The sequence below is a fragment of the Leisingera sp. M527 genome, from assembly GCF_025141525.1.
Taxonomy (GTDB): domain Bacteria; phylum Pseudomonadota; class Alphaproteobacteria; order Rhodobacterales; family Rhodobacteraceae; genus Leisingera.
Genome location: NZ_CP081037.1, coordinates 2,552,418 through 2,575,781 on the forward strand (window position 1 = coordinate 2,552,418; position 23,364 = coordinate 2,575,781).

24 protein-coding genes are annotated in these 23,364 nt (G+C 60.5%); 6 read left to right on the forward strand and 18 right to left on the reverse strand.

Going from position 1 to position 23,364, the window contains the following annotated elements; all coding sequences use genetic code 11:
* Positions 1-8 precede the first annotated feature (8 nt).
* Entirely contained in the window at positions 9-431 is a 423-nt protein-coding gene (locus tag K3555_RS12775; protein ID WP_259993937.1) for a response regulator, read from the forward strand.
* A gap of 269 nt (positions 432-700) precedes the next feature.
* Here K3555_RS12775 and K3555_RS12780 read toward each other — a convergent pair whose 3' ends face one another.
* Positions 701-2,308 (reverse strand): ATP-binding protein, encoded by a 1,608-nt coding sequence (locus K3555_RS12780; protein WP_260005473.1) that lies wholly within the window; start codon positions 2,306-2,308, stop codon positions 701-703.
* 197 nt (positions 2,309-2,505) lie between these two features.
* On the opposite strand from K3555_RS12780, the gene K3555_RS12785 reads away from it, so the two are divergent.
* The 5 genes from K3555_RS12785 (at position 2,506) to K3555_RS12805 (ending at position 7,830) form a co-directional block, all read left to right on the forward strand.
* Positions 2,506-4,113 carry a peptide chain release factor 3 gene (locus K3555_RS12785; protein ID WP_260005474.1) on the forward strand — a complete coding sequence of 536 codons (1,608 nt, stop codon included), beginning with the start codon at positions 2,506-2,508 and terminating at the stop codon, positions 4,111-4,113.
* A 42-nt stretch (positions 4,114-4,155) separates the two neighbouring features.
* Complete coding sequence (locus K3555_RS12790; protein WP_260005475.1) at positions 4,156-4,911, forward strand: hypothetical protein; 756 nt, start codon at positions 4,156-4,158, stop codon at positions 4,909-4,911.
* Entirely contained in the window at positions 4,901-5,845 is a 945-nt protein-coding gene (locus K3555_RS12795) for a glycosyltransferase family 2 protein (RefSeq protein WP_260005476.1), read from the forward strand. Before K3555_RS12790 ends, K3555_RS12795 begins: the two co-directional genes overlap by 11 nt.
* Positions 5,846-6,027: 182 nt before the next feature.
* A complete protein-coding gene (locus K3555_RS12800) occupies positions 6,028-7,437 on the forward strand; it encodes a DEAD/DEAH box helicase (protein ID WP_260005478.1) in 1,410 nt (469 codons plus the stop codon).
* Positions 7,438-7,650: 213 nt separating this feature from the next.
* A complete protein-coding gene (locus K3555_RS12805) occupies positions 7,651-7,830 on the forward strand; it encodes an RSP_7527 family protein (RefSeq protein ID WP_129371381.1) in 180 nt (59 codons plus the stop codon).
* A gap of 202 nt (positions 7,831-8,032) precedes the next feature.
* On the opposite strand, the gene K3555_RS12810 is transcribed toward K3555_RS12805, so the two are convergent.
* The 17 genes from K3555_RS12810 to K3555_RS12890 all read right to left on the reverse strand — a co-directional run bounded on the left by K3555_RS12810 (position 8,033) and on the right by K3555_RS12890 (position 23,363).
* Positions 8,033-9,700 (reverse strand): ribonuclease J, encoded by a 1,668-nt coding sequence (locus K3555_RS12810; protein WP_260005479.1) that lies wholly within the window; start codon positions 9,698-9,700, stop codon positions 8,033-8,035.
* Positions 9,697-10,479, reverse strand: a complete 783-nt coding sequence (locus K3555_RS12815; protein ID WP_129371383.1) for a type III pantothenate kinase — start codon at positions 10,477-10,479, stop codon at positions 9,697-9,699. Before K3555_RS12815 ends, K3555_RS12810 begins: the two co-directional genes overlap by 4 nt.
* A 12-nt stretch (positions 10,480-10,491) precedes the next feature.
* Positions 10,492-11,238 (reverse strand): biotin--[acetyl-CoA-carboxylase] ligase, encoded by a 747-nt coding sequence (locus K3555_RS12820; protein WP_260005480.1) that lies wholly within the window; start codon positions 11,236-11,238, stop codon positions 10,492-10,494.
* A 70-nt stretch (positions 11,239-11,308) separates the two neighbouring features.
* Positions 11,309-12,748: an NADH-quinone oxidoreductase subunit NuoN gene (gene nuoN, locus K3555_RS12825; protein WP_259985614.1), complete on the reverse strand. Its 1,440-nt coding sequence runs from the start codon at positions 12,746-12,748 to the stop codon at positions 11,309-11,311.
* 15 nt (positions 12,749-12,763) lie between these two features.
* On the reverse strand, positions 12,764-14,311 hold the full coding sequence (locus tag K3555_RS12830) for an NADH-quinone oxidoreductase subunit M (protein WP_260005482.1): 1,548 nt from the start codon (positions 14,309-14,311) through the stop codon (positions 12,764-12,766).
* Entirely contained in the window at positions 14,311-16,440 is a 2,130-nt protein-coding gene (nuoL, locus tag K3555_RS12835) for an NADH-quinone oxidoreductase subunit L (RefSeq protein WP_260005483.1), read from the reverse strand. Before nuoL ends, K3555_RS12830 begins: the two co-directional genes overlap by 1 nt.
* Before the next feature lie 6 nt (positions 16,441-16,446).
* Positions 16,447-16,752, reverse strand: a complete 306-nt coding sequence (gene nuoK / locus K3555_RS12840) for an NADH-quinone oxidoreductase subunit NuoK (RefSeq protein ID WP_008553673.1) — start codon at positions 16,750-16,752, stop codon at positions 16,447-16,449.
* Positions 16,753-16,756: 4 nt separating this feature from the next.
* Positions 16,757-17,359, reverse strand: a complete 603-nt coding sequence (locus tag K3555_RS12845) for an NADH-quinone oxidoreductase subunit J (protein WP_260005485.1) — start codon at positions 17,357-17,359, stop codon at positions 16,757-16,759.
* On the reverse strand, positions 17,356-17,790 hold the full coding sequence (locus K3555_RS12850) for a carboxymuconolactone decarboxylase family protein (protein ID WP_259985635.1): 435 nt from the start codon (positions 17,788-17,790) through the stop codon (positions 17,356-17,358). Before K3555_RS12850 ends, K3555_RS12845 begins: the two co-directional genes overlap by 4 nt.
* 70 nt (positions 17,791-17,860) lie before the next feature.
* On the reverse strand, positions 17,861-18,355 hold the full coding sequence (gene nuoI / locus K3555_RS12855; protein WP_129371390.1) for an NADH-quinone oxidoreductase subunit NuoI: 495 nt from the start codon (positions 18,353-18,355) through the stop codon (positions 17,861-17,863).
* A gap of 3 nt (positions 18,356-18,358) precedes the next feature.
* The gene (locus K3555_RS12860) at positions 18,359-18,616 is read right to left on the reverse strand and encodes a hypothetical protein (protein ID WP_259985637.1); all 258 of its coding nucleotides are present in this window, start codon (positions 18,614-18,616) and stop codon (positions 18,359-18,361) included.
* A 1-nt stretch (position 18,617) separates the two neighbouring features.
* Entirely contained in the window at positions 18,618-19,655 is a 1,038-nt protein-coding gene (gene nuoH / locus K3555_RS12865; protein ID WP_129371392.1) for an NADH-quinone oxidoreductase subunit NuoH, read from the reverse strand.
* Positions 19,656-19,661: 6 nt separating this feature from the next.
* Positions 19,662-20,048: a hypothetical protein gene (locus K3555_RS12870; RefSeq protein ID WP_027258424.1), complete on the reverse strand. Its 387-nt coding sequence runs from the start codon at positions 20,046-20,048 to the stop codon at positions 19,662-19,664.
* Positions 20,045-22,075 carry an NADH-quinone oxidoreductase subunit NuoG gene (gene nuoG / locus K3555_RS12875; RefSeq protein WP_260005487.1) on the reverse strand — a complete coding sequence of 677 codons (2,031 nt, stop codon included), beginning with the start codon at positions 22,073-22,075 and terminating at the stop codon, positions 20,045-20,047. Before nuoG ends, K3555_RS12870 begins: the two co-directional genes overlap by 4 nt.
* 3 nt (positions 22,076-22,078) lie before the next feature.
* The gene (locus tag K3555_RS12880) at positions 22,079-22,483 is read right to left on the reverse strand and encodes a DUF5333 domain-containing protein (RefSeq protein WP_134829540.1); all 405 of its coding nucleotides are present in this window, start codon (positions 22,481-22,483) and stop codon (positions 22,079-22,081) included.
* Positions 22,484-22,584: 101 nt separating this feature from the next.
* On the reverse strand, positions 22,585-22,950 hold the full coding sequence (locus K3555_RS12885) for a hypothetical protein (protein ID WP_259985642.1): 366 nt from the start codon (positions 22,948-22,950) through the stop codon (positions 22,585-22,587).
* Complete coding sequence (locus tag K3555_RS12890; protein WP_259985644.1) at positions 22,947-23,363, reverse strand: MAPEG family protein; 417 nt, start codon at positions 23,361-23,363, stop codon at positions 22,947-22,949. Before K3555_RS12890 ends, K3555_RS12885 begins: the two co-directional genes overlap by 4 nt.
* Between the last annotated feature and the right edge of the window lies 1 nt (position 23,364).

Consider the following 23,364-nt stretch of genomic DNA (forward strand, 5'->3'; position numbering starts at 1 on the left):
AACACGAAATGAATATCCTTTTGGTCGAGGACAATGACCTGGATGCGCTTATTCTGGAGCGTAATCTGAAGAAACTCTCCCCTGCTGCACAAATTGTCCGGGCATGCGATGGGCTGGAAGCGCTGGAAATCCTGACCACCGACAAGCTGCAGGACGTTCCACACCCTTTTTTCATTCTGCTGGACATCAACATGCCGCGCATGAACGGGCATGAATTCCTGGACGCCCTGAGGGCAAAGGAAGATATTTCCAGCAACATCGTCTTCATGTTCACGACGTCCGAAAACCCGAAAGACATATCCCGGGCCTACGCCCGGAACGTGAGCGGCTACATTGTGAAGCCGATCTCTTCAGCCGGCACGCGGAAGGTATTGGGCGCGTTGCAGGATATGTGGGATATCTGCACACCTCCGATCTACTGCAGCGCCTAATCCGCACACACCGGCCCCAGGGCAAAACGGCTGAACATCCGAAGCGGTTGCCCGGTCTTTAGGCCAATCCTTCCCGTCACTGCCTCCAGTGGCTATTAAGACGGCCACAGCGAGCTGGGGCGCGCGCGGCATATCCTTAATGACCCAGGATGCGGTCGCACAGGAGTGCCGCCCCTGAGATGCGCGGGATTGCGTTGGTGCAGCAAACCGTGCCGGCAAGCCCCGGCCCGGGAAACCTGCAGCAGGCTTTTGCGCGATTGCCGCCCCGTCTAACGCAGGATGCGTGCCAAAAGCTCAGCCTTGCGAAAGGGTTTGGACAGAAAATCGTTCATCCCCACGGCCATGCAAGCCTCTACGTCGCTAGGCTGCGCATTGGCTGTCAGCGCAATGATCGGGCATTCCGGCAACGCAGCGTCCCGCTCATACTGCCGGATTTTCCGGGTGGCCTCGAGCCCGCCCAGAACCGGCATCGACAGATCCATCAGGATCAGGTCGCAGCCAGCAGAGATATATGCCTCAAAGGCGAGCTGCCCGTTGGCCGCAAACTGCAGGTCTGCGCCAGTAGGTTTCAACATCTTCCTGACGACCAGCTGGTTGGTCTTGTTGTCCTCAGCGACAAGGATCTTCATCCCCTTCAACGCCTCTGCCGGCAGCTCTGACGGGGTGTTTGCCGCCTGAGTATTCAACGCCAGTCTTTGATCCTGGGCGCAGGAAACGCCGTCTTCCGGGCTGGCGGCGCCATCCTCTGCATCCGCCTGCCTTAAATCCAGATGGACCGAAAAGACCGCCCCCTGCCCCGGCACCGATGCCACGTCGATCCTGCCGCCCATCCGCTCAACCAGCGCCCGGGTGATTGCCAATCCCAGGCCGGTGCCCTCTACCACCCTTGTGGTCTGGCGGTTGACCTGTTCGAACGCAGAAAAAATCTGTTCAATCTGCGACTGGTCGATCCCCGGGCCGGTGTCGCTTACAGAGATGCGCAGCGGATGTTTCGCAGCGCCAGGGTCATAGGAAACACTGGCAGTCACCTGGCCGGTGCCGGTGAATTTGATCGCATTTCCCAGCAGGTTCATCAGGATTTGCCGGATCTTGCTGGCGTCCCCGATAAATGCCCGCGGGACGTCAGCGGGATAATCGGTGCGAAGATCGAGCCCCTTATAGGCCGCCTTTGCCCACAGCAGGGTCCCCACATCCTGGACAAGGTCCAACAGGGAAAAGGGAGCATCCCGCAATGAGATTTTGTCCGCCTGAATCTTGGAAAAATCCAGAACGTCGTTGATCACGCTCAGCAAGGCGGTGGCCGAATTGAAAATCGTGTCCGCGAACAAAGCCTGCTGGTCATCAAGTGCTGTTTCTTTCAGCAATTCACACATCCCGAGTATGCCGTTCATCGGGGTTCTGATTTCGTGGCTCATGTTGGCCAGAAACCGCTCTTTTGCCTGGCTTGCCTCCTCCGCCTTGTCGAGGGCCAGCCGGGTGAGTTCCAACGCCTCGTCCCGCTCACGCTCAGACGTGATATCAGTGGAGGAGCCGACGAGGTAGACCAGCCTGCCGTCATCATTGAAGACAGGCCGCAGCGTCGTGCTGAGGTATTTTGTTTTCTGAACAGCCGGAAGGACGATGTCGTAGGTGGCTTCCCTGCCTGCGGCTATGACGTCAAGGTGGTGGTTCAAGGCGCGGCGGCCAGTCGCCCCGCCATAAAGCTCAAGCGCGGTTTTGCCGGCGAAATCGTCAAACCCGAGCTTGGTGAATTCCCGCGCCTTTGTATTCATCGCCACATAACGCGGCAGGCCGTCGCCCCCCACTTTCAGGACGATCACTGCAATTTCAACTGAGTCCAAAACTTCAAAATGATCGGAAAATTCATCTTGTTGCACGAGTTGTTCCTGCAGTGGCAAAGTTTTCAAATCCGGTTGCCCGCATTCATTCAAATAGACTTACAAGATATTCGTTAGCGAAACATAGGCAATCCGGAATTTGGATCTGTTCGTTGCCCCGTGACGGTCGGCAGCTTGCCCGGCGGCGGCCCCTGTTTTCCTTGCCACGCTTGCGGATTCTGGATACAGCCACCCCCATGTTGGACTCCGCTTCGAACCACCCCGAACTGCCGCCCGAAATTGCCCGCCGCCGGACTTTTGCGATCATTTCGCACCCGGACGCCGGCAAGACCACGCTGACTGAAAAGTTCCTGCTGTACGGCGGTGCGATTCAGATGGCCGGGCAGGTGCGCGCCAAGGGTGAGGCGCGGCGCACGCGCTCGGACTTCATGCAGATGGAAAAAGACCGCGGAATCTCGGTCTCCGCCTCGGCAATGTCGTTTGATTTCAGCGGCTTCCGGTTCAATCTGGTGGATACGCCCGGCCACTCTGACTTTTCCGAGGACACCTACCGCACGCTGACTGCGGTGGATGCGGCAGTGATGGTGATCGACGGCGCCAAAGGCGTGGAAAGCCAGACCCAGAAGCTGTTTGAAGTCTGCCGCCTGCGCGACCTTCCGATCCTGACTTTCTGTAACAAGATGGACCGCGAAAGCCGGGACACCTTTGAGATCATCGATGAGATCCAGCAGAACCTGGCGATTGACGTGACACCTGCCAGCTGGCCGATTGGCGTGGGCCGCGAATTCATCGGCTGTTATGACATGCTGCGCGACCGGCTGGAGCTGATGGACCGCGCCGACCGCAACAAGGTTGCAGAAAGCATTGAGATTAACGGCTTGGACGACCCAAGGCTGGCTGAACATGTGCCGGAACACCTGCTGGAACAGCTGTTGGAAGAGGTCGAGATGGCCCGCGAGCTGCTGCCCGCGCTGGACCCTCAATCGGTGCTGGAGGGGCATATGACCCCGATCTGGTTCGGCTCGGCGATCAACTCCTTCGGGGTGAAGGAGCTGATGGACGGTATCGGCGCTTATGGCCCCGAACCGCAGCCGCAATCCGCCCAGCCCCGCCAGGTGGCGCCGGAAGAGAAAAAGGTCGCGGGTTTCGTTTTCAAGGTGCAGGCCAATATGGACCCCAAGCACCGCGACCGGGTGGCCTTTGTCCGCATGGCCTCGGGTCATTTCAAACGCGGCATGAAACTGACCCATGTGCGCACCAAAAAGCCGATGGCGATTTCCAACCCAGTGCTGTTCCTGGCCTCAGACCGCGAACTGGCAGAAGAAGCCTGGGCCGGCGATATCATCGGCATTCCGAACCACGGCCAGCTGCGTATTGGCGATACGCTGACCGAGGGCGAGGCGATCAGGGTGACCGGCATCCCGTCGTTTGCACCGGAACTGCTGCAAGGTGTGCGGGCGGGCGATCCGATGAAGGCCAAGCATCTGGAAAAGGCACTGATGCAGTTTGCCGAAGAAGGGGCTGCCAAAGTGTTCAAGCCCTCGATCGGCTCCGGCTTCATCGTTGGCGTTGTCGGCCAGTTGCAGTTCGAGGTTCTCGCCTCACGGATTGAGATGGAATACGGCCTGCCGGTGCGGTTTGAGGCCAGCCAGTTCACCTCGGCCCGCTGGGTCAACGGGGAGCGGGCAGCAGTGGACAAGTTCACCAACGCCAACAAGCAGCATATCGCCCATGATCACGACGGCGATGTCGTCTACCTTACGCGGCTGCAATGGGACATTGACCGGGTGGTGCGCGACTATCCGGACTTGAAACTGACCGCGACCAAGGAAATGATGGTCTGACAGAAACGCAGTATTTAGAAAAACAGCGCATTGAAACCCGTCATGGACCTGGATCAACAGAACTACCCTGGCGGTTTTTTTGCGCTGATGCGGCGGCTGGAGACGCGCGAGGCGCCTTTCGACGATCCGCTGTCGGTGCTGCCGCCCCCGGACGTTGATCTGAATGCACTTAAGGCAGCGTTGGTCTCCTGCGCACCTGACATGGACAGCATGCCGGAAAACCGCAGGCATGCGTTGCGCAAGCAGGCGATTTTACGCGCTGAGTTTGCTGGCCAGCCTGAAATTTGGGCGCTTCATGCAGTTTGCATTGCCATTCTGCGCAGGCGCGCCGCTCCGCCGCAGGCGCGGCAGTTGTTTCTGCGGATCTGGTCGGAACAGGGCGACGCGCTGGCCCGCGAACTGCCAGTGCGCTGGATGATATCGGCAGCGGCTACATTTGCCGATCATGGGGAAACCATAGACCAACGTTTGGGCGGACAGGGGCTGATGCTGCTGTTCGACCTGATCAAGCTTCACGACAGTGAGCGCCGTCAGAGCGGGCAGAAAAACAGCGTTGGCTTTCCCCGGACCCGCGGCGGTTCAAAGCCGGACAAACTGGGCTTTGGCTTGGAGCCCTATTCGCTGCCAAACGGGGATTTGGACAAGAACATGCTGGCCCGGCTGTGGCGCTATGCCGAGAATGACGCGGTTCTTCGGCCTTTGGGAACACGCATGCTGCAGATGGTCATGAATGATCCGCGCAGCATCTTCGCCCGGATCCAACGCTATAAGGACAGGCCCGCCTCTGATGAGCGGTGAGAAAATCAAATGGGGTGTCGTCAGCACCATCAAGGCAGACGCAGGCGATATCCTGACCTTTGCGGCCCATCACCTTGAGGCCGGGGCGCACAGACTGTTTCTGTATCTGGACGCCCCCTGCCCGGACGCTTTTCCGCATCTGAAATCACACCCCAAGATCCGGGTCACCGAATGCAACGAGACCTACTGGCGGCGGATAGGCCGACGGCCGGTCAAGCACCAGGTGCGGCAATCGGCAAACGCCAGCCGCGCCTACCAGCGCCAGGCCGGGGATGTGGACTGGCTGTTGCACTGCGACGTGGACGAATTTCTGTGGTCCACGGAATCCGTTGCCGCCCGGCTGGCGGCGCTGCCGTCTGACATCTGCTGTGCCCGGGTGCGCCCGGTTGAGGCCCTGGCGGGCGGCGGCGGCACGGCTTTCAAAGGATATCTCCCGGTCGCTGACCAGGACACCCGCGCTGCGCGGCTGTACCCGCAATTCGGCAAACATCTTAAGGGCGGTTTTCTAAGCCATGTCCAAGGCAAACTGTTTACCCGCACTGGCATCGACGGCCTGGAGATTCGGATTCACAATATTTTGCTGGACGGCGGCATGAATCCCGGCCAGGCCGAACTGGACGGCTTGGATCTGTGCCATTTTCATGCCGCGGACTGGCAAAGCTGGATCAGCCACTACCGGTACCGGCTGCAAAAAGGCTCTTACCGGGCCGGGCTTGCCCCTTCCCGGTCACGGGAGATCGGGGGAATCACCGCGCACGAGCTGCTCAGCACGATAGAAACGGATCACGGAGAGGCCGGCCTGCGCATCTTTTTTGACGAAGTTTGCGCCGACAGCCCTGGCCTGCGGAACCGCCTGCAGGCTGAGGGGCTGCTAAAGATCCGAAATCTGGATTTGGACACAAAACGGCGGAAACACTTTCCCGAATTCGGCTGAATTGTCTCTCTGTTGCAAATGGGCGGGACAAAAGCACAGCAAAATCCGGCAATAATTGACGATCGCGCGGGATTTTGCTATGCCGCCACACGAGCCGGCAGCTGCCATCCCGCATGACCTTTGCGGAGCCGGCTGGAACACACACGCGCGGGCCAGGTCAGTGTCCGCAATGACGGATGCATATGACAAAATTCTCCGATCTGAACCTTAATCCCAAGGTCCTCAAAGCTGTTGAGGAAGCTGGATATGAAACCCCCACTCCAATCCAGGCCGGGGCGATTCCATCCGCACTGGAGGGACGCGACGTTCTGGGAATCGCCCAGACCGGCACCGGTAAGACTGCGTCTTTCACGCTGCCGATGATCACCCTTCTGGCGCGCGGCCGCGCCCGCGCCCGGATGCCGCGCAGCCTGGTGCTGTGCCCCACCCGCGAGCTGGCGGCCCAGGTGGCGGAAAACTTCGACACCTATGCCAAGCATGTAAAGCTCACCAAGGCGCTGCTGATCGGCGGGGTTTCGTTCAAGGAACAGGACGCGCTGATCGACAAAGGCGTCGATGTCCTGATCGCTACCCCCGGCCGCCTGCTGGACCATTTTGAGCGCGGCAAGCTGCTGCTCACCGGTGTGCAGATCATGGTGGTGGACGAGGCCGACCGGATGCTCGACATGGGCTTTATCCCGGATATCGAGCGGATCTTCTCGCTGACGCCGTTCACCCGCCAGACGCTGTTCTTTTCGGCCACCATGGCGCCGGAGATCGAGCGGATCACCAACACATTCCTGTCAGGTCCGGCCCGGATTGAAGTGGCCCGCCAGGCCACTGCGTCGGAAACCATCGAACAGGCCGTCGTGCAGTTCAAAGCGTCCCGCCGCGACCGCGAAGCAACGGAAAAACGCCGGGTACTGCGCGCGCTGATTGATGGCGAGGGTGACAAGCTCACCAATGGCATCATCTTCTGCAACCGTAAAACGGATGTGGATATCGTAGCCAAATCGCTCAAGAAATACGGTTATGACGCAGCGCCGATCCATGGCGATCTGGATCAAAGCCAGCGGACTAAAACTTTGGACGGCTTCCGCGAAGGGGCCTTGCGCATCCTGGTGGCTTCGGATGTGGCCGCGCGCGGCCTTGATGTGCCCAGCGTCAGCCATGTGTTCAATTTCGATGTGCCCGGCCATGCCGAGGATTACGTCCACCGGATCGGCCGCACAGGGCGCGCCGGCCGCGAGGGCAAGGCCATCACCATCTGTATTCCGCGCGATGACAAGGCGTTGGATGCGGTGGAAAAGCTGCTTCAGAAAGAGATCCCGCGTCTGGAAAACCCGGTGAAGCCGGAACCCAAGGCGGAAAAACCCGCGCGCGCTGCCAAGCCGGAAGCGGACACCCGCGCAGCCAAGCCGGAATCGGAAGCCCGCGAGCCCCGCAAGGAGGCGTCCCGCAGCCCCCGCAAGGACGAAACGCCTGCGCAAAAGCCCGAACGCTCTTCGGGCCGCGGCAAATACGGTAAACGCGACGACAAATCTGTGGTCGGCATGGGCGACCATCTGCCCAGCTTCATCGCTCTCAGCTTTGCTGAGCGCCGGGCCGGCTGACCGGCACTGCCAGACATTTTTTTGCAGGCCGCCCCTCCCCGGGGCGGCCTTTTTTCATTGCGGGTGCAGAAGGGCCACCCACCATGCAGCTGCCGCATGGCGACCTTTGCACTTGCAGCATAACGGGTCTTCGATCTTGGATGGCGTCAACCTGTGCAAACAGGCGTATTGCATCCGCAACACTGTAACGCGCCATTGAAATTGGGCCTCGCCATGAACACCACCGACACCAACACCCTGACCATTGCACAATTCCAGGCCATTGAAGCCCGCGCCCATGAGCTGCGCGCCGAGGCTTTTGCCAATGTGATGCGCCGCTTGTTCCGCGCTATGTTCAGCGCCCCGCGCAAGGTAGTTTCCTGCCCCAGCTGCGCCCGTCCGCTGCACGGCTGAGACGTCTCGCGGCTCTGCCGGTCCAGCACCCGAATTGACAACGCCGCGTGCCTAAAAAGGCCGCGGCGTTGTTGTTTCTTACACTGTTGTTCTGCGGCAGCGCCGCGGACCCGCCAGGGTACGCGGCGCCTGGCCCAACGGGGCCTGCTGCATTTTCAATGCGGCTTGGGCCGGGCGGGAGAACCGCCCTGCCCACGCAGGCTCAGCGCATGCGGCTGACGACCACCGTCACCTCGGGTTTTTTGCCGATCTCGCTATGGGCGCTTTGGCGGGCAATGCGGCGCAGCTCCTGTTCCAGCTTGTCTTCATCGCGCAGCGTCTTGGCACCGGCGCGCATCAGGAACTGGTTCAGATCCGCTTCCATAATCTCGACCAGGGCGGCGTTGGAACTGCCGGTTTCGGCCAAGCCCTTGACGTCGCACCAGGGCTCGCCCAGCGGCTCGTCCTGCTCGTCCAGCAGCACCGTCACCACCACATGGCCGTTCAAAGCCATGCGGATACGGTCGCGGACAACACCGTCCATCGCACCGTATTTGACAGATCCATCCAGATAGGTGCGGCCTGTATCGACATAGCCGGCGGACTTGGGCGCGTCGCCGCTGAGGTCCATCATCATACCGTTGACCACAACCGCGCTGGCAATGCCCTTTGCCTCGCCCAGACGGGCGTGCTGGCGCAGGTGGCGGTGCTCGCCGTGCATCGGCACCAGCATTCTGGGTTTCAGCAAGGTATGCATGGTTTCCAGATCCGGACCGTTCGCATGGCCGGACACATGGTAAAGGCCGGAACTGTCATCAACCACATCAACACCCATTTCAGAGAACTGGTTGATAATGCGGATCACGCCTTTTTCATTGCCCGGGATGGTCTTGGAGGAGAACAGGAAGGTGTCGCCCTCCTTCAGCTCCAGCCCGCGGTACTTGCCGCGCGCCAGCTGTGCAGAGGCCGCGCGGCGCTCGCCCTGGCTGCCGGTTGTGATCAGCATCAGGTTGTCACGCGGCACATTGTTGGCGTCTTCGGGGCTGATCACCTTGGGGAAGTCCGTCAGAACGCCGGTTTCCGTCGCAGCCTCGATCATCCGGCGCATCGCCCGGCCCAGCAGCACAATCGACCGCCCGGCCCGCACCCCGGCCTCGGCCAGGGTTTTCACCCTGGCCACGTTGGAGGCGAATGTGGTGGCTGCAACCATACCCTTGGCTTCGGAAATCAGCCGGGTGATCTCATCCGGCAGCTCTGATTCCGAGCGGCCCGGATGGGTCGAGAACACATTGGTGGAATCGCAGACCAGCGCCTGGATGCCGTCCTTGGCGATCTCTGCCCACATCTCCGGATCAAACGGTTCGCCGACCAGCGGATTGGAATCCAGCTTAAAGTCGCCGGTATGCACCACCCGCCCTGCCGGGTTGTCAATGACCAGTCCCCCGCTTTCGGGGATTGAGTGGCTCATCGGGGCAACGCCGATGGTGAAGGGGCCGAGTTTGGTCACTTCGGGCCAGGCTTCAACCGTGTGCACGTTGGCCGGATCGTGACCCGCTTCCTCCATCTTGCGGCGCGCCAGGTTGGCGGTGAAGGCACGGGCGTAGACCGGCACATTCAGGCTGGAATACATATGCGCGATGGCGCCGATGTGGTCCTCGTGCCCGTGGGTGACGAAAATCCCTTCCAGCCGGTCAACCCGCTCTTTCAGCCAGGTCATGTCCGGCATGATCAGGTCGACGCCGGGGGTGGTGTCCATATCGGGGAAGGTCACGCCCAGGTCGACCAGGATCAGGCGTTCTTTGTTCTTTGGCCCGTAGCCGTAGACATAGGCATTCATGCCAATTTCACCCGCCCCGCCGAGGGGCAGATAGATCAATCTTTCACTGCTCATGCGTCAGTACCATTATCCTTGTTGTATTTATGAATGATCTGCAGCCCATGCATGGTGAGGTCATCCTCAAATGCGTCGAACAGATCAGCGGATTGCTGGAACAAAGGCGCCAGCCCGCCTGTCGAGATTACTTTCATCGCCACGCCGCGTTCCGCCTTGATTTGGGTGCAAATCTCGCGGACGAGGCCGACATAGCCCCAGAACACGCCGGACTGCATACAGGCGACGGTGTTGGTTCCGATGACATTTTCAGGTTTGGTGATGTCCACATGCGGCAAGGCGGCGGCAGCCTGGTGCAGGGCCTCCAGGCTCAGGTTCACGCCGGGCGCAATCACCCCGCCGACATAGGCGCCATCTTCGGCCACCACATCAAATGTTGTGGCGGTGCCAAAATCCACCACAATCAGATTGCCGCCATAAAGGTCGAAGCCGGATACCGTGTTGACCAGCCGGTCGGGGCCGACGGCGGTGCCTTCGTCCACCCGCACCGCGACGGGCAGCAGGCAACCGGGCTTGCCCACCACCAGGGGGCGCGTACTGAAATAGCGGTCCGCCAAAACCCGCAGGTTGAACACCACCCGCGGCACGGTCGAGGAGATGATCATGTCGGTGATATCCGCCTCGATCCCCTGCAGCCGCATCAGTGTGTTGAGCCAGACATAGTATTGGTCGGCAGTGCGCTGCCAGTCGGTGGCGGTGCGCCACATGCCAACGAACTTCTCGCCGTCGTAGATTGAGAAGACGGTATTGGTATTGCCGCAGTCAACTGCCAGAAGCATTGCTGCCCCTTCCTAGAAATAGATGTCGGCCGCGGGAATGCTGACGCGGCCCTTGGCAGTGTTTAGGACAAGGTTGCCGTTGGCGTCCACTGTTTCAAAAGTGCCTTCGGTCTCGGAACTGGCGGTGCGGGCGGTGATCACCTCGCCCAGCTTGGCGGCGCGCGCCAGCCATGCGGTGCGAATCGGTTCAAAACCATAGGTGCTGAATTGCTGCTCATAGCGTGCAAAGGCGCCGGCCACCGCTTCCAGAAACTCCTCCGGCGAGACCTGAACGCCGGTTTCCGACAACAGCGACACTGGCCAGACCGCGCCGGGTTCCAGCCATTCCTTCATCGGGGTTTCAACCAGATTGACACCGATGCCGACAAACAGGTGGGTGACCCCCTGCCCGTTGCCAGCACTTTCCAGCAGGATCCCCGCCAGCTTGCCACCCTTCAGCAGCACGTCGTTGGGCCATTTCAGCGACAGGCCTTCGGTGCGCCCGGTAACCGCAACACAGGCGTCATAGACCGCAAGTGCCGCGACAAAGCTGCGCAGCGCTGCCTGATCCGGCGCGCCTTGGGGCCGCATCACCAGCGTGGCGGCGAAATTGCCCTTGGGGTCCTTCCAGTCGCGCCCGCGGCGGCCGCGCCCCTGGGTCTGGCGCAGCGCCAGGATCCATTCGGGGCCTGCCAGCTCACCGGCGATGCGGGAAGCCTCGTTCAGGGTGCTGTCGACCTCGGCAAGCACCCGTTTTCCATATTCAGCTGGCCAGCTCATCTGCATTCCTTAGAAAGTGCGAAAGGCCCGGTCACGCGACCGGGCCTTTTCAGCCTGCCTGAAAAGCAGATCAATTTACAAGGGTTGCCGCGGCAGCTGCCGCCGCGCCGTCAATGCCGAACTGGTAAACCACGCCCACCAGCATCAGCGCAGCAGAGGCCATCAGTGCCACGCCCAGAACCGGCGAACCCTTCGCTTCGACATCGTCATCGCCCGTGCCGAAGTACATGTAGAAGACGATGCGGATGTAGTAGAACGCACCGATCACCGAAGCCACGGCAGAGGCAATGACCAGCCCGATCAGCCCAGCATCAACACCCGCCTGCCAGACGCCCAGCTTGGCAAAGAAACCCAGCATTGGCGGCACCCCGGCCAGCGAGAACATCAGGATCAGCACCGCCAGCGCCTTGCCCGGCTCGCGCGCGGCGAACTGGTTCAGCGCCATGATATCGGTCACGGGCTTTCCGTCTTTCTCCAGCATCAGGATAAAGGAGAAGGTGCCGATGTTCATGGTGACGTAGATCGCCAGATAAACCAGCATCGCAGTGACGCCCTGTTCGGTGCCCGCTGCCAGACCGATCATCGCATAGCCCATATGGGCAATGGAGGAGAACGCCATCAGGCGTTTGATGTCGCGCTGGCCGATGGCAGCAATGGCGCCGAGGAACATCGACAGCACCGACAGCACCACGATGATCTGCTGCCAGTCGGAGATGGCACCGCCAAAGGCATCATGCAGGACGCGGGCAAACAGGCCCATCGCCGCAACCTTGGGCGCGGTGGCAAAGAAGGCCGTGACCGGAGTCGGCGCGCCCTCATACACATCCGGGGTCCACATGTGGAAAGGCACCGCCGAGACCTTGAAGGCAAGCCCCGAGATCATGAACACAAGCCCGAACAGCATTCCGATGGACATATGGCCCTGCTCTGCCACCTGGATGATGCCCGCGAACTGGGTGGTGCCGGCAAAGCCGTAGACCAGCGAGGCACCGTACAGCAGCAGGCCAGAGGACAGCGCACCCAGCACGAAGTACTTGAGGCCCGCCTCGGTCGACTTCACACTGTCGCGGCGCATTGCAGCGACGACGTAGAGAGACAACGACTGCAGCTCCAGCCCCATGTAAAGGGACATCAGATCGCCGGCAGAGACCATCATCATCATGCCAACAGCGCTGAGCGCCACCAGGATCGGGTATTCAAACCGCAGCATGCCGCGGCGCGCCATGTAGTCCTGACCGATCAGCAGCACTGCCGCCGCACCCAGCAGCAGCGCCACCTTGGCAAAGCGGGCAAAACCGTCGTTGATGAACATGCCGTTGAAGGCCGTCTGGGTGGTCGCCGGGCTGGCCGCGATCCAGAAAGCTACCGCCGCCAACAGCGCCGCGGTTGCCCAGACCAGCGGCACCGCCAGCTTGTCCTTGCCGGTGTAGACCGCGCCCAAGAGCGCGCCCATCGCGTAAAGCGCCAGAACGATCTCTGGCAGGATTACAGTAAGATCAGCTTGGATCATCTGCCTGATGTTCCCTTAATGCGAAGCAATCTGGGTGGCTGCCGAGGTGTCGGCAGCCGCCAGAGACTGGTTGAAGTTTGCAATCAGCGCCTCGGTCGAGGGGGCGATGACATCGGTGACCAGGGACGGGTAGACACCCAGAAGCAGGGTCATCACCACCAGCGGCGCAAAAACGAAACGCTCGCGGGCGGTCATGTCGCGGATGCCGGCCAGGCTGCCCTTGATCATGTCGCCAAAGACCACCCGGCGGTAGAGCCACAGCGCATATCCGGCCGAGAAGATCACCCCGGTTGCGGCCACTGCCGTCACCCAGGTGTTTTTCTGGAAGGCGCCCATCAGGGTCAGGAATTCACCGACAAAGCCAGAGGTGCCCGGCAGGCCGACGTTGCCCATGGTGAAGAACATAAACACCAAAGCGTATGCCGGCATCCGGATCACCAGACCGCCGTAGGCGCCGATGTCACGGGTATGCATGCGGTCATAGATCACCCCGACACAAAGGAAGAGCGCGGCAGAGATGAAGCCGTGGCTCAGCATCTGAAAGATGGCACCGTCGATGCCTTGCTGGTTAGCGGCAAAGATGCCCATGGTCACAAATCCCATGTGCGCGACTGACGAATAGGCGATCAGCTTTTTCATGTCCTCCTGCACCAGTGCCACCAGCGAGGTGTAGACAACTGCGATGGCTGACATCCACAGAACCATATCGGTCATCACATCCGCCCCAACCGGGAACATTGGCAGCGAGAACCGGAGGAAACCATAGCCGCCCATTTTCAGCAAAATCGCCGCCAGCACCACGGAACCCGCGGTCGGCGCCTGCACGTGCGCATCCGGCAGCCAAGTATGCACCGGCCACATCGGCATCTTCACCGCAAAGGAGGCAAAAAACGCCAGGAACATAAGCGTCTGGGCGCCGCCCACGACGTGAATGCCCAGCACATCAAAGGACGCAGCCGAGAAGCTGTGGGTCAGCAGGGTTTCGATATCGGTGGTGCCGGCGTCCACATACATGAACACCATCGCCACCAGCATCAGCACCGAGCCGAAGAAGGTGTAGAGGAAGAACTTGAAAGAGGCGTAGATCCGTTCCTTGCCGCCCCAGATGCCGATGATCAGGAACATCGGGATAAGGCCCGCCTCGAAGAACAGGTAGAACAGCACCAGGTCCAGCGCCATGAAGACGCCCAGCATCAGGGTCTCCAAGAGCAGGAAGGCGATCATGTATTCCTTCACACGGGTCGTGACCGACCAGCTGGCCAGAATGGTCAGCGGCATGATGAAGGTGGTCAGCATCACAAACAGCACCGAGATGCCGTCGACGCCCATCTTGTATTTCAACCCCAGGATCCAGGCCCGGTCTTCCACAAACTGAAAGCCTGTGTTGGCGGGGTCGAACTCGAAATAGATGCCAAGGCTCACCAGGAAGGTGATCGTGGTGGCAAAGAGCGCAACAAACTTGGCATTGCGCTGTGCCGCCTTATCCTCGCCGCGCAGGAACAGGGCCAGAATGCCTGCAGCCAGCGCCGGAATGAAGGTGACAATAGAAAGGAGATTGTCCATCAGTGCGTTCCTCCGCCGATCGACATCCAGGTGACCAGGGCTGCGATGCCCAGCACCATCCAGAAGGCATAAGTGAAGATGTAACCGGACTGCGCCCGGCCCGCGAGGCGGGTAAAGAAGGGAACAACCCCCATTGCCAGACCGTTCAGGAAGCCGTCGATGGTGCCCCCGTCGCCGCGTTTCCACAGGAAGCGGCCAATGGCCAGCGCCGGTTTGACGAAGATCACGTTGTAGATCTCGTCAAAGTACCATTTGTTGAGCAGGAACAGGTAGAGCGGGCGCTGCTGCGCCGCCAGACGTGCCGGCAGCGACGGGTTCCAGATGTAGAACCACAGCGCCAGCACCAGACCTGCAACCATTGCCATGAACGGGGACAGCTTCACCCATTTCGGGGCCGCGTGGGCGTCCTCCAGGATGTGGTTGTCCTTGCCGATGTAGATACCGCCCTCACCCGGCTTGCCGGCAAACACATAGTGGTGCGCGCCTTCGGCTGCGGCTTCACCGTGCGCAGCCTCCTCGCCGTGGCCATCAGTGTCACCATGTGCAGCGTCCTCGCCGTGACCGGCGTCTTCGCCATGTGCCGCGGCTGCGGCTTCCGCAACCGGAATGCCATAGAATTTGCCGACCTGATCCGCGTGGCCGAAGAAGCTGCTGTACCAGATCATGCCTGCAGTAACCGACCCCACCGCCAGCACACCCAGCGGCACCAGCATAGTCCAGGGGCTTTCGTGCGCGTGGTCATGGGTGTGTTTGTCGCCGCGTGCCTCCCCATAGAAGGTCATGAACATCAGGCGCCAGGAGTAGAAAGAGGTCATGAAGGCCGCGATCACCAGCGCCCAGAAGCCGAACATCGATCCACCCGCATAAGCGCTTTCGATTATCGCATCCTTAGAGACAAAGCCGGCAAAGCCGATCCAGCCGCTAAGCGGGATACCAACGCCGGTGATCGCCAGTGTGCCGATCATCATCGCGCGGAAGGTCCACGGGATCTTTTTGCGCAGGTTGCCATAATGGCGCATGTCCTGCTCGTGATGCATCGCGTGGATCACCGAACCGGCGCCCAGGAACAGCATCGCCTTGAAGAAGGCGTGGGTGAACAGGTGGAACATGGCAGCGGAATACATGCCGACGCCAGCAGCCACGAACATATAGCCCAGCTGCGAACAGGTCGAATAGGCGATCACCCGCTTGATGTCGTTCTGCACCAGCCCGACGGTGGCCGCAAAGAATGCCGTGGCTGCGCCCATCACGGTGATGAATGCAGTGGCTTCAGGCGCAAATTCCATCAGCGGCGACATCCGGCAGACCAGGAACACGCCCGCGGTCACCATGGTTGCCGCGTGGATCAGCGCCGATACCGGGGTCGGGCCTTCCATCGCGTCCGGCAGCCAGGTGTGCAGTATCAGCTGCGCCGACTTGCCCATCGCGCCGACAAACAGCAGGAAAGCAATCAGGTTGGCAGCATTCCACTCGCTCCACAGGAACGACACTTGGGTTTCCGCCAGCGCCGGAGCGGCGGCAAAGACATCTGCAAGGTTGATGCTGTCGGTCAGGAAGAACAGCCCGAAGATCCCCAGCGCAAAACCGAAGTCACCGACGCGGTTGACGATAAACGCCTTCATCGCTGCCGCGTTGGCGGTGGGCTTGCGGTAGTAAAAGCCGATCAGCAAGTAGGAGGCGACGCCGACGCCTTCCCAGCCAAAAAACATCTGCACCAGATTGTCCGAGGTCACCAGCATCAGCATCGCAAAGGTGAAGAACGACAGATAGGCAAAGAAGCGCGGCTTGTAGCTTTCGCCCTCTTTCCACTGCGGGTCATGCGACATGTAGCCGAAGCTGTACAGATGCACGAGCGACGACACTGTGGTGATCACGATCAGCATGATCGCGGTCAGCCGGTCCAGCCGGATCGCCCAGGAGGTCGACAGCGAGCCGCTTTCGATCCAGCGGAAGATTTCGATGTTGTCGGTCACCCCGTCAAACGACAGGAAGGTGATCCAGCTGAGCAGCGCCGCCAGGAAAAGCAGCGATGTGGCCGTCACAGTGGCGGCTTTCTCGCCGATGAATTTCCAGCCGAAGCCGCAGATAAGGGCGCCCGCCAGCGGGGCAAAGAGAAGGATGGTTTCCATGTTTCTTCAGCCCTTCATCACGTTGACGTCTTCGACGGCAATGGTGCCGCGGTTACGGAAGAAGCAGACCAGGATCGCCAGGCCGATGGCGGCCTCGGCGGCGGCCACGGTCAGCACGAACAGGGTAAAGACCTGCCCCACCAGATCGCCCAGGAAGCTGGAGAAAGCGACCAGATTGATGTTCACCGCCAGCAGCATCAGTTCGATGCTCATCAAGAGGATGATCACGTTCTTGCGGTTCAGGAAGAGCCCGAAGATGCCGATGACGAACAGCGTCGCCGCGACGGTCAGATAGTGTTCAAGTCCGATCATGTGCTCAAAGCCCCTGCCCCGGTTTCACGTCCTTAAGCTCCATTGCTACGGTCGGGTCGCGCATCATCTGGGCAACCACGTCCTGGCGCTTGACGTCGGTGCGGTGGCGCAGGGTCAGCACGATCGCGCCGATCATTGCCACCAGCAGGATCAGGCCAGACAATTGGAACAGAAGGAAATATTGATCATAGATGATGAGGCCCAGGGCCTCGGTGTTGTGGCGGTCGGCGGGCACTGGATTGGCTAACAGCTCAGGCGCCTTATGCGCGGTTTCCCAGACGCCAAAGGCCATCACGAACTGCATCAGGATTACCAGGCCGATCAGCAGAGCCAGCGGCAGGTACCGCGCCATCTCCGCCTTCAGCGCGGCAAAGTCCACGTCCAGCATCATCACCACAAACAGGAACAGCACCGCAACAGCCCCCACATAGACGATGATCAGCAGCATGGCGACAAATTCCGCCCCCAGGAGCACAAACAGCCCGGCCGAAGAGATAAAGGCCAGGATCAGCCACAGCACCGAATGCACCGGCTGGCGGCTGATCACAGTGAACAGCCCGCCAGTGATGGCGCTGACGGCGAAGAGGTAGAAGGCAAAAACGCTCATGTCTCATCGTCCTTGTTGTCGTCCAGAACCGTCTGCGCCAGATCCAGCGCCCGGTTCATGGCCGGAATGCCGGCAAACACCGACATCTGTCCGATCGTTTCTACGATCTCTTGTTTCTTTGCCCCTGCCGCAAGAGCGTGGCGCACAGTCTGGCGCACCGCTGAATCTGCCTGCGCGCCCTGCATGGTGAGCCCGGCCAGCGTCAGCAGCAGCCGGGTCTTGGCATCCAGCCCGTCCTTGTTGACGGTGTTGCCGAACATCATTTCCATGACCTCTTTGGGCATGGTGGGCCACAGCGCCTCGAACTCCTTGAAAGCCTCGGAAGGCGAGAAATTCTCCAGCGCAGGATTGAAGGCCTTGGCCATCTCCTGCGCCTGGGTCTGCATCTGTTCCATCATGGCCTCAAACGGGTTGGGCGGCTGTTTGGTCATGTCCTGTCCTCCGTCCAAGAATTTTCAAAAATTCTTGGCAAAAGTTTTTGAAAACTTTTGCGCTGCTCTCTCATCGGTACGGCGCATCGATTTCGAGGTTGCGGGCAATCTCGGCTTCCCAGCGTTCGCCGTTCGCCAGCAGTTTATCCTTGTCGTAGAACAGCTCCTCGCGGGTCTCAGTAGCGAACTCGAAGTTCGGGCCTTCGACAATGGCATCCACCGGGCAGGCTTCCTGGCAGAAACCGCAGTAAATGCATTTGGTCATGTCGATGTCATAACGCGTGGTGCGGCGGCTGCCATCCTCGCGCGGTTCCGCGTCGATGGTGATCGCCTGCGCCGGGCAGACCGCCTCGCACAGCTTGCAGGCAATGCAGCGTTCCTCGCCGTTGGGATAGCGGCGCAGCGCGTGCTCACCGCGGAACCGCGGCGACAACGGACCCTTCTCGTGCGGGTAGTTCAGGGTGGCCTTGGGGGCAAAGAAATACTTCATCCCCAGTTTGAAGCCGACCCAGAAATCCTGCAGCAGGAAGTATTTGGCGGCGCGGGTGTAGTCGATTTGGGTCATCTTTTAGATCCTTGCCACTGCCAACATACGTTTGTTCCACTCAGACAGCTCATCTGGAATTCCAAGCTGGTCTAAACCGGTGTCGAATGGGGTAGAACCGAGATGGTCACCAACGATGTCATCAAGAGCCTGCTCGGCAGAGTGGTAATAACCCAAGATTTCACCCTCGATTCTGACATCAAACCCACCGGCTGGCCGACCGACTATTTCGATCACGCCTTCCCGTGTCTCGTAGGAGTAAATGCTGACAGTAGGTTTCAACTCACCCTCCCACGGTCCAGCGGGCGAAGATGCCCCAGAACCAGTCGAATTTTGCAGCAAAGGACACGAAGACCACCCAGGCCAGCGAGAACGGCAGGAACACTTTCCAGCCCAGCCGCATCAGCTGGTCGTAGCGGTAGCGCGGGGTGATCGCCTTGACCATTGCGAAGAGGAAGAAGAAGAACGCCATCTTGGCGACCATCCACAGGACGCCGTCCGGCAAGCCTGGGATCGGCGACAGCCAGCCGCCGAAGAACAAGAGCGAGGTCAGCGCGCACATCAGAAAGATGGCGATGTATTCCCCGGCCATGAACAGCAGGAAGGGCGTGGCCGAGTATTCCACCTGATAGCCCGCGACCAGTTCCGATTCCGCTTCCGGCAGGTCGAACGGCGGGCGGTTGGTTTCTGCAAGCGCCGAGATAAAGAACAGAAACACCATCGGGAAATGCGGGATCCAATACCAGTTCAGAAGGCCCAGATCACCATCCTGCGCGCGCACGATATCGCCAAAGTTCATGCTTCCGGTGGAGATGATGATGCCGATGATGATCAGGCCCAGCGATACCTCGTAGGATATCATCTGTGCGGCAGAGCGCAGGCTGCCCAGGAACGGGTACTTCGAGTTCGACGCCCAGCCGCCCATGATCACGCCGTAAACCTCAAGACTGGAGACCGCGAAGACATAAAGAATGGCCACGTTGATGTCTGACAGCACCCAGCCGTCGTTGAACGGGATCACCGCCCAGGCGATCATCGCCAGCACAAATGACGTCAGCGGAGCCAGGATAAAGACCGGACGGTCGGCACCGGCCGGGATCACCACTTCCTTGACCACATATTTCAGCGCGTCGGCCACCGATTGAAGCAGGCCGAAGACGCCCACCACGTTCGGCCCCCGGCGCATCTGCACTGCGGCCCAGATCTTGCGGTCCCCGTAGACAAGGAACAGGAGCGAGATCATCACAAAGGCAACAACTGCAAGCACTTGCGCCAGGATCAGAACAGCGATGCCGCCTGGAGTGTTAAAGAAATCAGCCATAGGTCCTCACACCGTCGGTATTCCGTTTGCCGCGCAATCCGCAACCACGACTTCAGCGTCAATGGTGCGCAACCCGCGCGGCAGAGAGGGCGAAATCAGATAGACCGCATCAGCGGTCCGGCTGCCCCCTGCCTGTTTCATTGTTGTGCGCACATGGCGCGCAAACCCGTAATCCCGGATCAGCGCGTATTGCGCGGCGGCACATTCCGCATAGTTGTCGAGGTCTTCCTGCACGGTCGCACCGCGCATGGAGACGTGAAATTGGACCAGATCGCCCTCCAGCAGGCTGGTTTCCACCCCTTCATAGATCGGGGCGGGCCGCTCGCCTTCGCTGCCGGGCGCCATTGCGCAGGCGGCCAGCAGGAAGGGCGTTATGAGGGCAAAGCGGATCATTCAGCAGCCAGTTTCCCGGTTTCGCGGGCTTTCACACCCGCCGACAGTTCCGCCATCAGCTGCGAGGCGCGGGCAATCGGGTTGGTCAGGTAGAAGTCCTTGATCGCGGGCAGGAAGTCCGCCTTGCCAAGCTTGTCCAGCTCCAGCGCGTCGCCTGTTTTCTCAGCCACTTCGTCAATCCTGGCCAGATGCGGCACCTCAGCCACCAGCGCTTGGCGCAGCTGCGCCAGAGAGTCATAGCCCAGCTTGGCGTCAACTTCGGCGCTGAGGGCGCGCAGGATGGCCCAGTTTTCCTTGGCTTCACCCGGTGCGAACGCGGCACGCATCGCGAGCTGCGGACGGCCTTCGGTGTTTACGAACAACCCGTTTTCTTCGGTATAGGCAGCGCCCGGCAGGATCACGTCGGCGCGATGTGCGCCGCGGTCGCCATGGGAGCCCTGATAGATCACAAAGGCGCCCCCGCTTTCAGATCCGTCGATTTCGACCTCATCCGCGCCTAAGTTATAGATCACTTCGGCGCCGTCGATGGCTGCTTCCATACCGCCTTCGGTGACGGCCCCCACATCCATTGCCCCCACACGGGACGCAGCGGTGTGAAGGATCAGCAGCTTGCCGTTGGTGCGTTCGGCCGCATGCATGGCGTGAGCCAGAACGGCAAGCCCGTCCGCTTCACGCAAAGCGCCGGCACCCACGACAATTACCGAAGGTTTTTCCAGGATGTCAGTGAATTCGTGCTTTTCCAGACCGGCAAGCGCGTCGCGCCCTGCCCCCATCTGGAACACGTCATAGGTCAGATCCGCCGGCTGGCCGATATTGCCGATCTTCGCACCATTCAGCCAGGCCTTGCGGATGCGCGCATTCAGCACCGGGGCTTCATCACGCGGGTTGGTGCCGACCAACAGAATGTATTCGGCGCTGTCGATATCTTCGATGGCCGCGGTGCCGGCATAACCCGCCCGGTTGCCAATGGGCAGGCGGGCGTTGTCGGTACGGCACTCAACCTTGCCGCCCAGACCTTCGACCAGCTGTTTCAGGGCAAAGGCGGCCTCAACCGGGGCCAGATCGCCGATCAGACCGGCAACTTTCTTGCCCTTCATGGCATTGGCTGCAGCAGTCAGCGCCTCGCCCCATGTGGCAGGCTTCAGCTTGCCATCGACACGCACATAAGGGCGGTCGAGACGCTGGCGGCGCAAGCCATCCCAGACAAAGCGGGTCTTGTCGCTGATCCATTCCTCGTTCACGCCGTCATGGTTGCGCGGCAGGATCCGCATCACTTCGCGGCCCTTGGTGTCAACGCGGATGTTCGATCCCAGCGCGTCCATCACGTCGATGGTTTCGGTCTTGGTCAGCTCCCACGGACGGGCGGTGAAGGCATAAGGCTTCGACGTCAGCGCGCCGACCGGGCAAAGGTCGATGATATTGCCCTGCAGGTTCGATTGCAGCGTCTGGTTCAGGTAGGAAGTGATCTCTGCATCCTCGCCGCGCCCGGTCTGGCCCATCTGGGTAATGCCGGCCACTTCGGATGTAAAACGCACGCAACGGGTGCAGCTGATGCAGCGGGTCATAGCGGTGCCGACCAGCGGGCCAAGGTCCAGATCATCCACCGCGCGCTTGGCTTCCTTAAAGCGGCTGGCAGAGATGCCATAGGCCATCGCCTGGTCCTGCAGATCGCATTCGCCGCCCTGATCACAGATCGGGCAGTCCAGCGGGTGGTTGATCAGCATGAATTCCATCACGCCTTCGCGGGCTTTCTTGACCATCGGCGAGTTGGTTTTCACCTGCGGCGCCTGTCCTTCCGGCCCGGGGCGCAGATCGCGCACCTGCATCGCGCAGGACGCGGCCGGCTTCGGCGGGCCGCCGACAACTTCAACAAGGCACATGCGGCAGTTGCCCGCAATCGACAGGCGCTCGTGGTAGCAGAAGCGCGGGATCTCGACACCGGCCTCCTCACAGGCCTGGATCAGGGTCATTGCCCCTTCCACCTCGATCTCGGTTCCGTCAATGTTGATCTTGCGGAGGTCAGACATGGTCTATTTCGCCCTCAGTAACACGCCGATCGCGCTGTTCTTTTCGATTTCCGCGCGGCCATAGGCGCAGAAGGTTTCCGGTTGTTCGTAAAAGACGCCGTTTTGCGCCAGCAGGCGCTCGCCCTTAGCACGCATACGGGCCTTTTCAGCATCCGAGTCGATATAGGCCCGGATTTCCGTGTCCGTGTACCCCAGCTCATTCGCCCGCGCTTTGAGCCTGCGCAACTCGCCCAGACCCTTGAAGTAGCGCGGCGCAAGGCGGTCGCAGTGGTCCGAGACCTCCTTGGCCATGGCCACCGCAAACAGGGGGTCTTCGATTTCGGCGACATCGCGCAGCGACGGTTTGGCCAGTGCCGAAACCGGCAGGGCAACAAAGGCAGACAGGGCAACAGCAATCAGGGCACGCATGGCAAAGAACTCCTTCAGTTTGAAGCTCCCACTGCTCAATCGCGCGGCGCTGCTATTCAATAGCAGCCGGTCCGGGCGGCCCTGATATGCCGGAAATCCGCTCACGGTGTGCAGGTTCCCTGGAATACGGCCTTGCCGTCGGTCAGTGTCAGCTGCGTATCCTGATCGGCAGGGTCCACTACCCAATCGATTTTGGAGGAGCCATAGTTCACAACGCAATAGGTGGTCCCGGCGTGGGCCGCAGCCGCGCGCGCACCTGTGACAGAGCGGTCGGCGCCCTTGATTTCGATGGAGAAATCGGCGCGGTTCACCTTCTTGTCCAAAGGCTTGGCCTTGGCCTTGAAGGGGATGCCGTCATAAAGCTCGCGGTTCTTGTTGGTGGTTGAGGAACCGCAGGCCGTGACCAGCGCCGCAACTGCCAAACAGGCCACCGGCAGGGCCATCCGGTATGTCGTTAGAATGCTCAAAATACTGCCACCAAAGTCAAAATTGCCAGGCCGCCCATACAGGACCAGCCAATCACGTAGAAAATCGAGCGCAGCCCGCCATGCGGTTTGCCGCTGCCGCGCAGATGGATAAGGATCATGATCACCCGCGCCACCAGCACCAATGAGGCCAGCAGGTTCACCCAGAACGGCGCCGCACCCGCCAGTATCGCGGCCAAAGTCACCGCAAGGAAGGCCGGCAGGGTTTCGCAGCCATTCAAATAGGCCCGGTTCAGACGGTAAGCCTTTTCGGCATAGTCCTCCTGCGGCGTGGCGCCAGGCGCAAGGCCTGCCTTCTGCTTGGCCAGCGCCGAAAACGGCGACAGCGCCAGGATGATCAAGGTAAAGATCACCAGCGCGGCCAGAGCGTGGGAATATGCGTCGAAGGATTCCATT